General features: G+C 58.5%; 10 protein-coding genes. All 10 read right to left on the bottom strand.

Annotated features, from left to right (window positions below):
* Nucleotides 1-50: 50 nt before the first annotated feature.
* On the bottom strand, nucleotides 51-587 hold the full coding sequence (locus tag PSDT_RS03540; RefSeq protein ID WP_006289328.1) for a TetR/AcrR family transcriptional regulator: 537 nt from the start codon (nucleotides 585-587) through the stop codon (nucleotides 51-53).
* Nucleotides 588-825: 238 nt separating this feature from the next.
* A complete protein-coding gene (locus PSDT_RS03535; protein ID WP_006289329.1) occupies nucleotides 826-2,463 on the bottom strand; it encodes a malolactic enzyme in 1,638 nt (545 codons plus the stop codon).
* 56 nt (nucleotides 2,464-2,519) lie between these two features.
* Nucleotides 2,520-3,893 carry a class I SAM-dependent RNA methyltransferase gene (locus tag PSDT_RS03530; protein ID WP_006289330.1) on the bottom strand — a complete coding sequence of 458 codons (1,374 nt, stop codon included), beginning with the start codon at nucleotides 3,891-3,893 and terminating at the stop codon, nucleotides 2,520-2,522.
* A complete protein-coding gene (locus PSDT_RS03525) occupies nucleotides 3,890-4,657 on the bottom strand; it encodes a DUF3159 domain-containing protein (protein ID WP_006289331.1) in 768 nt (255 codons plus the stop codon). Before PSDT_RS03525 ends, PSDT_RS03530 begins: the two co-directional genes overlap by 4 nt.
* A 1-nt stretch (nucleotide 4,658) precedes the next feature.
* Nucleotides 4,659-5,594 carry a DUF3710 domain-containing protein gene (locus PSDT_RS03520; RefSeq protein WP_036737429.1) on the bottom strand — a complete coding sequence of 312 codons (936 nt, stop codon included), beginning with the start codon at nucleotides 5,592-5,594 and terminating at the stop codon, nucleotides 4,659-4,661.
* Nucleotides 5,595-5,819: 225 nt separating this feature from the next.
* The gene (locus PSDT_RS03515; RefSeq protein WP_006290468.1) at nucleotides 5,820-7,610 is read right to left on the bottom strand and encodes a peptide ABC transporter substrate-binding protein; all 1,791 of its coding nucleotides are present in this window, start codon (nucleotides 7,608-7,610) and stop codon (nucleotides 5,820-5,822) included.
* Between the two features lie 124 nt (nucleotides 7,611-7,734).
* Nucleotides 7,735-8,739 carry a tyrosine recombinase XerC gene (locus tag PSDT_RS03510; RefSeq protein WP_006289334.1) on the bottom strand — a complete coding sequence of 335 codons (1,005 nt, stop codon included), beginning with the start codon at nucleotides 8,737-8,739 and terminating at the stop codon, nucleotides 7,735-7,737.
* A 21-nt stretch (nucleotides 8,740-8,760) separates the two neighbouring features.
* The gene (locus PSDT_RS03505) at nucleotides 8,761-10,815 is read right to left on the bottom strand and encodes a dipeptide ABC transporter ATP-binding protein (RefSeq protein WP_006289335.1); all 2,055 of its coding nucleotides are present in this window, start codon (nucleotides 10,813-10,815) and stop codon (nucleotides 8,761-8,763) included.
* A 146-nt stretch (nucleotides 10,816-10,961) separates the two neighbouring features.
* A complete protein-coding gene (locus tag PSDT_RS03500) occupies nucleotides 10,962-12,029 on the bottom strand; it encodes an ABC transporter permease (RefSeq protein WP_006289337.1) in 1,068 nt (355 codons plus the stop codon).
* 10 nt (nucleotides 12,030-12,039) lie between these two features.
* Nucleotides 12,040-12,978, bottom strand: a complete 939-nt coding sequence (locus PSDT_RS03495; protein ID WP_006289338.1) for an ABC transporter permease — start codon at nucleotides 12,976-12,978, stop codon at nucleotides 12,040-12,042.
* Nucleotides 12,979-13,030 lie beyond the last annotated feature (52 nt).

The raw sequence follows: 13,030 nt of genomic DNA, 5'->3' as shown, positions 1-13,030 counted from the left end.
ACGCTACACAAATACCAAAAGTGTTCGCACTTGCAAGCACTCAGGAGCACTTACAATGCAGCCACAGGTGAATTCAGCACCTTGTGCAACAGCGGTTTGATCTCCTTTGTGTCGCACGTATCCGGATGCTCCATCCAATACGTGTAGGCGCTGATGACCGACGAAGCCAACATCTCGGCAATAGCGTCATAGTTCCTATTGCTTTGCTTCTGCGGATATCGTTTTCGAAAATTTACGACGATTGCATTTTTCCATTTACGGATAAATCTGAGATTGGGCTGCCGTACAAGGAACGCATAAATATTGGTCCAGTTATCTTTTATGTATCTTTCTATCTCATCCATAAAACGATTGAAATCCATATCTGGCATATTCCCGGAAGAGACATTCCGAGATACCTTCAACAGTCCTTTGATGAGATCATTCTCCACCTCGCGACACACATCGTCCGTGTTGTCGAAATAGGAATAAAACGTAGTCCGGGCGACCGGCGTCGCCGCGCAGAGAGCTTTCACGGTGATGAGCCGGAAGTCTTTCTGGGCATACTCTTTCATGAATTCGGCTTTAATTGCTTCTCTAGTATCCATCTGTCGGCCTCCGATTCGTCACCCTAGCAGCTCAATCGCAGTCACAACCCGCCGTTATTCATTCATGCCCTGGATCCTCTTGGGACTCCGAGGGACTCCTCGAAAGCGTTTATGGCAGAAACTGTCGTACCGCCCCACAGAAGGCATCCGCATATTGAACAGCGATCCGTACCTTGAACGCGAGTAGATGATCACAAGAAATGCCTCCAGGCCATGATGGCTTGGAGGCATTGTGACGTTATGCAAACTCTCTGTATGTAGGGCTCCACCTTTGTGTATCCACGGCATCGGCAACGTTATCCACCGTCCGACGATTCAGTCCCTCCTTGACCGCCTCACCGGCGACGGCAATCGCCACGGTTCTCGAAAACTCAGGGAGTTCCGATACCGGCGGAAGGACTGCGGCACCGGCACGGGAAGCATCGACAATGTCACTGATCGAGTGAGCCGCGACAGAGATCATCCGGTCGGTGACAAGCTTTGCATCTGCACTAATCACGCCAAGCCCCAGTCCCGGATAGATCAGGGCGTTGTTCGCCTGCCCGATTTCATACGTGACGCCCTTATATGAGACCGGCGCAGACGGAATTCCCGTTGCCACCAGCGCCCGTCCCTCGGTCCAGCGGATGAGATCCTCCGCCTTTGCCTCCGCCAGTTCCGTCGGGTTGCTCAGCGGGAAGATAATGGGGCGCGCCGTGTGGGCTGCCATCTCCTTCACAATCTCCTCTGTGAAGGCACCGCCCTGCGTGGATGTCCCGACCAGGATGGTGGGATGGATCGCCTTCACCGCTGCCGCCAGTGTGGTCAGCGCATCCGCGTCAGCGAACTCCTCTCTGCTTCGTGCAAAGACGGCCTGCTCCGGGGTCAGATCCTGCATGTCGTCGAACAGAAGGCCCTGCTTGTCGACAAGATAGAAGTGTTGTTGGGCTTCCTTGACATCCATACCTTGGTCAACCATTTCCTGGCAGATCCTCTTCACAATGCCGCAGCCCGCCGTTCCCGCGCCAAAGCACAGGTACTTCTGGTTGGCGAGCTTCTCGCCGGAGATGCGCAGCGCCCCGAGTATCCCCGCCAGAGAAATGATGCCGGTTCCCTCGATGTCGTCATTAAATACTGGATAGCGGTTGACATACCGGTTCAGCAGCACTGCCGCATGGCCTCTTCCGAAATCCTCGAAGTGGAGGTACAGGTGCGGGAACATCCTCTCCACAAGCTCCATGAACTGGTCAATATAGGCGTAGTACTGCTCATCGCCGATCCGGTGGTGATGAAAGCCCAGATACAGTGGATCGTCCAGAAGGCTCTGGCGATCCGTGCCCGCATCGATGACGACCGGCAGCACCTTCGCCGGGTCAATGCCCGCCGCAGCGGTATATACCATCAACTTTCCGGTGGAAATGCTGACGCCATTGGTTCCCCAATCGCCGATTCCCAGAATGGCCTGCGCATCGGTGACCACAATCAGCTCAATGTCCCGGTCTCCCGCCGCATTGCGGATGGCTTCCTCCATCTCCTCCGGATGATCTGCCGTAAGATAAGCCGCGTTCTGCGGCGTCATAAAGAACTCACCGTAATTGCGGATGCTCTCGGCGATGCCCGGATCATAGACGATCGGCATAAGTTCCTGTACATGCTGCGAGAAGAGGCAGAAAAACAGGGTCCGGTTCCGGCTGAAGAGATTCATCAGATAGTGACGTTTTTCTGTGACGTTTTCCCTGCGCTGCACGTTTTCATATGCCCGTGCCGCCTGCAGCTCAATCGTCTGCACCACCGGCGGCAGAATGCCGACCAGCCCGAATTTCTTCCTCTCCTCCTGCGTAAACGCAGTCCCCTTGTTCAAAAACGGATCATTGAGAAGTTCATAACCTGTTTTCATATTCGCGCGCCTCCTTGTGATTTTCTATCGTAGTATGATCGTAAAACAGTTTTTTCTCAGGAAAACAATGCCACCGTCTCGACGTGATGGGTCATGGGGTAAATATCGTAAGCCTGAATGTCGGAGATATGATAACCGGCTTCGGTCAGGTAAGCGGTGTCGCGAGCAAGATTGGTCACGTCACAGGAGACATAGATAATCGCCTTCGCTCCGGACTCCGCCATCTGCTGGCAGACCTTGCGGCCGGCTCCGGCCCGAGGGGGGTCCAAGAGGATGATGTCCGGTTTGGTCAACTGGGCATGGCCGTGAGCAGTCAGAGAGCGGATAGTCTCGGCCACATCGCCTTCCAAAGCAGTGATAGTCTTGTTCAACCTCGCTTGCTTGATGTTCTTGTGGGCGTTCTTGACAGCGACAGGAGCACCTTCAATGCTCAGGACCTGGGCTTGGGGGAAGAAAGTGGCCATAGGCAAGGTGAAAAGCCCCGAGCCGGAGTAAAGGTCCCAAAGAGTTGAAGCCTGGTCTGCCCCGGAAGCCATCAAAGCGTTTACCACGGCCTGGGCCAGAACAGTGGGGGCGCACCGATGGACCTGCCAGAAGCCTTCGGCGTCAACGGTATAGTCAAACGAATCAAACGAATCAAACTGCGTGTGCGAACCATCATCGCCCGGCAAAGCAGGGTTGGACAGCAACACTCGTTCCGACAGATTCCGTCTGCCGGAAATCACTTTCCCATTCAGGACGATAGCGTAGTTATCCTCGTTATCTTTGCCATCCTTAGCTTCCCCAGCAAGGCTTCGAGGCTCGGGAACGCTGATGCGAATATGGTCGTTAGGATCAAAGCGATGATTCCACAGATCCTCGGCGGCGGCGACACCCAACAGCCGCTGACTGGCAGTGGGCATGTCGGTCAAGGCAACCCGTTGATGCGATTCCCGCCGACGCATGGAAGGATGCCCCTCCTCATCAGCCACCAGGTCCAGCCTGGTCCGCCAATGCAAACCGCCCTCAGCCTCATCCTCAGGGAGCCGATGCACGGGGACGGATACCTCCACATGCCCCAGCCGGCGCATCTGGTCTTCGATCACCGCCTTCTTCCAGGCAAGTTGACCGGGCAGGGAGACATGCACCAAATCGGCCCCGCCGACTCCCCCGCCCCAGGCCAAAGGACCGGCCAGAGGCCACACAGGCTCGACACGGTCTGGGCTCGCCTTTAAAACCTCAGTCACCTCTGCTGTCCAGAAACGGTCTTTGCGGTTATGGGGCTCATCCACCAGGATGTGCACCCGCTCCCCCGGCAAGGCGAAGCGGACGAAAACGACGCGGCCGTCAAGGTGGGCCACGCATCGGCCTTGATCGGCGTAACGCTCAATTTCCACATCCGCTTCCAAACGATTATCGGAAGGAAGAGGCTGGCTAGCGGGAGCGGTCATGAAAGCTCACTTTCTGAATTCACAGGGGTGGAATCGGAAGGAGCGGAATCGGAAGAGGCAGAGTCGGTCTTTGACGGCCGAGCGGCCTTGTTCGCCTGAATCGGCCCGGCGAGAAGGATCCATGAGACCCACAGACCCAGCAGGAAAAGTGGGATGCCCAGAATCACCCGGGCGGTTCCCAGCCAGGCGACCGATTGCGCCACGTAAAGAGGGATCTCCACCAGGAGTCTTAGAGCGAAAATCCCGGCCCAAATCCAGGTCGCCAGGCGGTAGGCGGACAGGAGAGACTTGTCCTGCTTCCATCGGGCCGACCAAGCCGAATAATCGGAAATGTCAGCGTCCCGCCACACTTCGACCAGAAAACCGACACCGGGGGTCTTGGCAACCATCGAAATCATCAGGAGAATCAGCAAAACGGCGTTGAGGATGAAGCCGGGCAGATAGAAATTCCTGGCATCATGACTGAACCAGGCGGTCAGAAGACAGACCAGGACGGCGACGAAGCCGAAAAGGGTCCCGGCCAGCTTCTGCTTCTGAATCAGGCGAAGCAGGAACTCGGCGCAGGCGATGAAAAGGGAAATACCCACGATCCACGGCAGGGAACGCGTGAAAAGGTACAGGAGAATGAAGACCAAGGCGGGCAGGACGGATTCGACCAGGCCGCGGACCCCGCTGATCGTATCCAGAGGGGAGAAATCCTGCGAGGAAGTGGAAGAACAAGAGGGGGAAGAGGATTCCGGGGAGGAAGGGGTCACTGGGTTCACGTCAGCGCAATTCGGAGAAGAGGGGGCCCCGGGTCAAGGAGGTCTGCACGGTGGTCTGGACCCCATAGCCGTCGGGCTTGACCGGCTCCTGGGCTTTCTCCTCCCAATCCTCATCCTCGTCGTCCTCCTGCTTGGGGGGCTGAGGCAGAGTCATGGGCAGCAGGTCACGAGGAGCCAAAGGCTCCTGGCCACGATCGACCACGATATCGGAGAAGCAGGCGGACAATGCGTCCCACTCCTGACCTTCCGAGCTGGCAGCCGGGCCGGTGAAAATCCCGCGGAGCATCCATCGAGGTCCGTCCACACCGACGATCAAAGAGATGTAGGTCTTGCCCTTGACCGTCACCGGCAGGGTCACCTCCTGACCGAAGGTCCCTTCCTCTTCAGAAGCCTGAGGATTGGAGTCCAGGAGCTCCTGGCGGATGTCCTCCCACAGGCCCATGGTCTTCGGAGCCGCGAAGGCTTCCAATTCCAGACTGGAATCACCTAAAGTCAAAGTCGCGCCGATGATGGTGGGATCGCTGGGGTCGGCGCTGGGAGCGGCCTTGAGCCTGAGCTCGGCCCCCGAGATCACCGGAAGATAGAAAGCGCCCAGATTCACCATCTCGTCGTAATCAGGGGCGTCAGGGTCGTCGATATCCCACGGGCCAGTCGGTTCCAGCAGGTTGTCTTTCGTGGAGGAATCATCATCCGAAGAGCCGTCATTCTGAGGGGCGTCATCGGACTCATCGACGTCGCTGGAATCGCTGGCTTTGGCGGTCTTGGAGTCCTCATCAAACCTATCGGCGTTCTCGCCTTTCCCGGCAGCCCCGCGGGTCTCGGCAGGGTCTTCCCGGTCCGAGTCCGCCAGCTGAGAGTCTTCCACCACATCCTGAGTTTCGTCCTCAGAGATCCGATCTTTCTTGTTGTGCTTGGACTTCTTGCCAAAACCGAACATACCATTCCTATCGACGTAGGGAATCACCGTTTTGATTATGGTCAGGGAATCTGAAAATTTCCTGAGGATAAGCTTATCTTCAGGCTGGTATTTCGGTCTACGTCCGCCTCCGCTTCTATCAGCCCTCCCCTGCCGCTTCCTCAGCATCGCCGGACGAACCCGCAGGATGAGAACCCGGTGGGTGTACTCACTGGATGAGCCGCTGGATGGTTTTGCCGGATGGCCTCACTGAATGCGGCGGATAGAGGGATACCTAGGCAGACCATTGGAGTTCAAAGCGAAACCGCTGACAGTCGTGGAACTCAGGCCGAAGGAGTTCTTATAGACCAGAGGGATTCCCGGCAATTGCTGGAGGAGGATCTCCTCGGCGCTCTGATAGAGGGAGATGGACGAGGACGCGGTCGCGGCCACCAAGGCTTTGGACAGCATGGTCGAAAAGTCGCCTTCCTGGTATCCGCTGGCGTTGAGGCCGGACCCTGCCAACTGGTTGGTATACAAAGGCATGAGATAGTTCCAGGCGACGAGGCCGGAAGGCCGCCAAGTGAAGCCGATCAAACCGCGCAGCTTCCCCTGCTTCATTTTCAGGCCAAATTCATATGTGGTGGAAACAGGACGAAGCCTGACCTTGATTTTGAGGACTTTTTTCAGACTCTCCGCCAAAGATCGATAGAAGGCCGGATCCTCCGCCTGGGCGTCATAGGTCAGGTCCAGCGAGTCGCCCGGTTTCCAGGGGGAAAGGGAATTGGCCTGTTCCCAGAGGTCTTTGGCCGCCTGGGCATTGTGAGTCAAGACCTCGGAACCGTTCAGACTGTCGGTGTAGGCGCTGACGGCCGGGTTGAGGAAATCCGTGGCGGGCAGGCCCAGATTCTTCATGGTCTCCTTCGCCAGGTCCGAACGGTTGATGGCCCGGGAAAGGGCCTTGCGCCGCAGGGCTCCCTCCTGGTTGAGGGCGAAGTGGGGGTATCCTTTCGAGGTAGTCAGCATCATCAGACTGTTGCCGGAGGAATTCGTCGCTTTGAGACCGGCAGGCAGGCTCTTCCCGCTCGAGGTGAAAAAACCCAGGCGAGCCGAAGGGACGACCTCGGTCACGTCCAGCCGGCCTTTGACCAGATCGTCGTAGGCCTTGGCCGGGTCGGAATAGAAGACGAACCTCAGCCCGTCGTTGGCCGCGCCGCCGGCACCCTTATAGTTGAGATTAGGCAGGAGGGTGATGGATTTCCCCGGCTGATAGGAACTGATCCGGTAGGGTCCATTGCCGATGGGATTGGCTTCGAACTTGGACGGATTGGCGTAGAAAGCTTCGGGCAAGGGATCGAAGGCCCGGTTCGCCAGAAGCGACATGAAATTCAGGCATGGCTGAGATAGTTCTATAGTGAAACTGTATTCCCCAGTCTGAGTGAGACCATCCATATGGGCGTTTTCGGTTACGTCCTTCCTGCGCAGGTCCCCATACCCTTTGATCAAGGCCAGATAAGGGGCGTTGGGCTGCTTGTGCCGGATGTTGGCTACATAGTCCCAGGCTTTGATGAAGGATTGGGCGGTGACTTCCGTCCCATCGCTGAAACCTAAGTCGGACCTGACCGTCACTTGGAACTGGGTGAAATCGTCATTCGGTTCGATGTCGCTGGCGGCCGCATAATGGGTGTCCCCGTTGGAGTCCCAGGCCACCAGACCGGCGAAGACCAGGTCGACCAAGCGGCCGCTGGCGTTATCCTGCGCTTTTCCCGGGGTTAAAGGATCGACCGGGGCAGTCCCATAAGCCCTGATGATTCCGCTGTCTTCAGAAGAGGAAGGACTGGCGGAAGGATTCGGAGAGGCCGCCGAAGAGGATGACGAAGTGGAAGATGGGGGGGCTGAAGGCTTCCCCGTCCCGCAGGCGGGGAGAAGACCGACGGATGCGACGACGAAAGACAGGCACACAAAGGAGGCAAGCGACTTCCCCGAGGATCTTCTCAGGAATCTGGGCAGGACCCGCGTCACGGATCTTGCCAGGAGACCCTGCGCCTTTCCCATCATGCCACCTGCCTTTCCCGCCGACCGCGTTTCACCATTATGAAAGCCCCCCATCTTTGGAAGGCCGTCTCTGTGTGATTATACCCACACTACCCGCACCGGGTCCACCCGAGGCCATCTCTCCTAATCAGGCCCGGGGAAAGGCCCGCTTGTACTTTTTGGTCAGCTGCTCCATGGACACATGAGTGTAGCGCTGGGTCGTCTGCAGGGAGGAATGCCCCAGCATTTCCTGCACCTCGCGCAAATCCGCCCCTCCATCCAGAAGGTGGGTGGCGGCCGAATGCCGCAAGGCGTGGGGGCTGATGTCGGGGACCCCGGCCTCTCGGGCCAGGCGATGCACCACTTCCCTCACCTGCCGCTGGTTGATCCTTTTCCCCCGGCTCCCCACGAAGACGGCGGACCGGTCGGCCGCCGACCCCTGCGCCGCGGACGGGGCCGCTTGATCCAGCAAACCATCCCTCCCCTGGCGGATCCAACGGTCCAAGGCTTCCGCGGCCGGCTTGCCGAAAGGAACCACTCGTTGTTTGTTGCCTTTTCCCGTCACTTTGACCGTCCGGGTGGTGAAATCGATGTCGTCCACATCCAAGGAAACGAGCTCAGCCACACGGATGCCGGTGGCGTACAGGACTTCCATGATGGCGTCGTCGCGCATATCCAGCAGGGTCTTTTTCTCCGCTTCGGCCTTGGACAGCTCAGCCTTGGCCTTACCTGTCTCAGCCCTGTCGGCCTGGCCATCCCGGTCACGCTCGCAAACCTCCTCGGCCTGGTCCATGAGCCTGACCGCCTGTTTTTGCGTCAAAACCGCCGGCAGGGTCTTGGGCAATTTGGGGGTTCCCAGGGGCCGGGCAGGGTTGGATGGGATGAGTTTATGGGTATAGAGGTAGGCGAAGAAGCCCCGGACGGCGACGATTTTCCGGGCCAGGGAAGATTTGGCCACCTTCCGGGATTCATAGCTCATCCACATACGTAAGTAATCAGTATTGATGGATTGTATATCAGTTCGACCATGGAGACACAGGAAATGAAGGCATTGGTCCACGTCGCTCTCATAGGCCTTCAGACTTTGCGGGCTCAGGCCTTTGCTGTCTTTCAGAAAAAGACAGTAGTCATGCAGAAGCTCGGCGAAATCCATGCTTTCATCCTATCATTCGCCTCACCTGAAGGAATCCAGCCCCAGCTGCAGATGGCCGCCGGGGATCGCGTCCAAAAGGTCCCGGGTATAAGGGCTCTGCGGATGGTCGAAGACCTCGTCGGTGGAATTATGCTCCTTCATCCCCCCACGCTCCATGACCAGGACGTCATCGGCGATCTGACGGACGACGGCCAGGTCATGGGTGATGAAAAGGTAGCTCAGCCCCTTTTCCTCCTGCAGGTCGTTCAAAAGCCGAAGGACCTGGTCCTGGACCAGGACGTCCAAGGCGGAGACGGCCTCATCGGCCACGATGACGTCAGGGTCCAGGGCCATGGCCCGGGCGATGGCGATACGTTGACGCTGGCCGCCCGAAAGCTCGTTGGGATAGCGGGACAGGACGGTCTGCGGCATCTCCACCATGTCGAGCAGTTCGCGCACCCGTTTCTCCCTCTGGAGCCGATTGCCGATCTTATGGATCCGCAAAGGCTCTTCGATGGACCGGTAAATCGAATAGACCGGGTCCAGGGATCCGAAGGGGTTCTGGAAGACCGGCTGCACGTGCCGTCGGAAATCCAGGAGCTGGGACCGCTTGAAACCGATCGTATCCTGCCCTCGATAGAGGACGGAACCCGATGTGGGCTTGAGCAGGTGCAGGATCATGTTGGCCACCGTCGATTTTCCTGATCCCGACTCCCCCACGATGGCCAGGGTCGTGCCTTTGCGGATTTGGAAGGAGATGTTATCCACGGCTTTGAAGGTACCGTCATGCCGGGGGATCTTGAACTCCTTGACCAGGTTCCTGGCCTCGAGAATCACTTTCCTGCCCTGCTGGTCCTGATTGGACAGGGCGTGATGCTCTTCATCGACAGAGGCGTCCAGGCCTGCGGCCTTGTCCGACCGGATCCGCTGGGAGGCCAGGGAAGGCGCCGCATGGACCAGGCGTTTGGTGTAGGGGTGCTGGGGATGTTGGAGAACTTCCAGACTCGGGCCGGATTCCACCACCTGCCCCCGATACATGACGACGATGTGTTGGGCCCTTTCTGCGGCCAAACCCAGGTCATGGGTGATGAAGAGGACGGAAGTCCCCAAGGAATCGGTCAGGTAGCGCAGGTGGTCCAGGATCTTCTTCTGCACGGTCACGTCCAAGGCCGAGGTGGGCTCGTCGGCGATCAGCAGACGGGGCCGGGCGGCCAAAGCCATGGCGATCAAGGCCCTTTGCCTCATCCCTCCGGAGAATTCGTGAGGATACTGCCTGGCCCTTTCGGCCGCGTCGGGCAGGCCCGCTTCTTCCATGAGGCCGCAGATCCGGTCGTTGATGGACGAACCGGTCACATATCGTCGGGCCAGATCTTCGGCCTGGTCTTGGGGCAGGCCGGCCCCTTCCAGCTGCTCCCGGACCCTCCACCGGGTGCAGGACCCGACCGTCCACTCCCGCTCGAAGCCCTGCATCGTCTCTTCTTTCTCAGCCTCGGACAATTCCAAACCATCCAAGGCCTTCCGGGCTTCGGACAAAAGGGTTTCCCGTTCGTCGGACCCGATGAAGAGCTCGTCATCGTAAGGGATCCGGGTGGCCCCCTCCTCCTGCTTTTTCAGCTCCTCCTCCCATTCGATCCGCTGTTCATGGGAGATGTCCACGTTGTTGGCCACCAAAGCTTCCTTGATCTGAGTCCCGATCCTCCAGACGGGGTTGAGATTGCTCATCGGGTCTTGGGGGACCAGGCCCATCTTCACCCCGCGCAGCTTTTCGAACTGCTTCTGGGTGTAGTGGCTGATCTCCTGGCCTTCAAAGACGATCGACCCTCCTTCTACCCGGCCCGTCCCCGGCAAGAGGCCCAGAGTGGCCATGGCGGACGTGGATTTGCCTGAGCCGGACTCCCCTACGATGGCCACCCACTGCCCGGGGTAGACGGTGAAAGAGGCCTGCCTCACCGCCTTGGTCCGACCGTTCTTGGTCTGGAAAGAGACGCTGAGGTCTTTGACATCCAGTAAGGGCCGGGGAAGGGCCCGCTGAGGAACTTCCTCCTCCTGCCGCCTACGAGCGCTATCCTGACCGGTCTTGATCGCCTTATCCGTCATGGTCATCGTTACCTCCTCTATCCGTTGACCGGATTCGTATCTTTCCTGAATTGTCTATTTCGCCTGAAATGCCTCATGCGCTTCGTGCGCATGGAGAGTCTGAATCATCTGCCTGATACCAATCGTCTTGCCTTGATTGGTTGAGGTCATTCCGTCCTGCTCTTGGGGTCCAAGGCATCCCTGACCGCGTCCCCCATCATGATGAAGGCGAGCACCGTGATGGCCAAAGCGGCCGAGGGGTAAACGAGGACGATCGCGTTGGACGTGGACAGGAGCTGTTGGGCCGTGGCGATATCCGCTCCCCAGCTGACCGTGCTGATGGGCAGGCCGAGACCGAGGAAGCTCAAGGTGGCTTCCAGAACGATGTAGGTTCCCAAAGACGTGGTTCCCACGACGATCACCGGGGCCAAAGCGTTCGGAATGATGTGATGGACCAGGTTCCTCGTCCGGGAGGAGCCCAAGGCCGTCGCCGCCGTGTTGAATTCCAGGTTCTTGGCCTCCATGACGGCCCCGCGGGCGATGCGGGCCACGGATACCCAGCCGAAGATGGCCATGACCAGGATGATCTTCCAGATAGACCCGTTGTTTTTGAACATCTGCAGGACCACGATGGCCCCCAGCAGGAGGGGGATGGCGAAGAAGACGTCGGTGACCCGGGAGAGAAGGGCGTCCACCCAGCCCCCGAAGAAACCGGCCAAAGCCCCGATCACCCCTCCGATGAGGACGACCAGCAGTGTGGCCAAGACGCCGATGCTGACGGAGGTCCTGGTCCCGTAAATGACCCTGGCGTAGATGTCGCAGCCTTGCAGGTCGAAGCCGAAAGGATGTCCCGCCCTGGCCGGTTGCAAGGAGTTGCCAAGCTCGCAGTAGATGGGGTCGGTGTGGGTGAAAAGCCTGGGGAAAAGGGCCACGACCACGATGAAAAGGATCAGGGCGGTGGAGATGAAGAAGAGGGGGTTCCGACGCAGGCTGCGCCAAGTGTCCGCCAGGAGGCTCGACGAGGGGGCGTGAGTGTCCACCGCGTCCACCTCTTGCAAGCCGTCTTCGTCCACCAGGGCGACGAACCGTTCCTGGCCGGGCAGAACCTGACCCGCTTGGGGTTGACCGGGCTGTTCCTGGTCTACCTGGACTCTGGTCGCCTGCGTTTTGTCCGTCTGGCTATATTCGAGTTCTTCGCCCAGCTCGATCCGTTCGATTCGATCTTGATCTTCCATGAACTACCTCCTAAGCCTGCGAAGCATGGTAACGGATCCGGGGATCAAGGACGGCGTAGAGCATGTCGACCGCCAGATTGCAGATCACGAAAATGAACACGAGGACGGTGACCAGGGAGACCACCAGGGTCTGCTCCCCCCGGTAAATCCCGTCATAGAGCGCGTAGCCGACTCCGAAGATGTTGAAGATCCGTTCGGAGATCATGGCCCCTCCCATGAGAGCCCCCAGGTCGGCGCCCAAATAGGTGACGACCGGGATCAGGGAATTGCGCAGGATATGGCGGACGATCACGTTCTTGTTGGACATGCCTTTGGCCCGGGCCGTGCGCACGTAGTCCAAGGTCCTATTGGACGAGACTTCCGTCCTGGTCAGCCTGATGATGTAGGCCATGGAGGCGCTGCCCAGGACCATGGCCGGCATGAGCAGGTCCAGGAAGCTGTTGTTGGAGCTGGCCGTCACCGGGAAGACGTGCCATTTGACCCCCAGGAAATACTGCATGACGAAGCCGGTGACGAAAGTGGGGACCGAAATCAGCAGCAGGGAGAGGACCAGGATGACCGAATCGAACCATTTCCCCTTGTTCAGGCCGGAGATGATGCCGAAAACGATGCCGAAGAGCCCTTCGAAGACGAAGGCCATGATGGCCAGCTTGATCGTCACCGGGAAGGCCCGGCCCATGATGGACAGGACCGGCTGCCCGGAGAAGGTCCGCCCGAAATCGAGGGTCACGGCGTTCTTCAGGAAAAGGAGGTACTGGACGAAGAAGGGTTTGTCCAGATTGTATTCCGCCCTGATCTGGGCGGCGACCTGCTGATTCACCGGTCTGCTGCCGAACATGGCGGCCACGGGGTCGCCCGGCAGGGCGAAGACCAAGGCGTAGATCAGCAAAGTCGCCCCCAGGATCACGGGAATCATCTGCAAAAGCCTGCGTATGAAATATCTGAACATGTCCACTTCCTCTTTTTCCTAGAGTCTTGCCTGGAGTCTTTCCAAAAGTTCT

Source organism: Parascardovia denticolens DSM 10105 = JCM 12538, from assembly GCF_001042675.1.
Taxonomy (GTDB): Bacteria; Actinomycetota; Actinomycetes; order Actinomycetales; family Bifidobacteriaceae; genus Scardovia; species Scardovia denticolens.
This window is presented reverse-complemented; position numbering and strand designations above follow the sequence as displayed.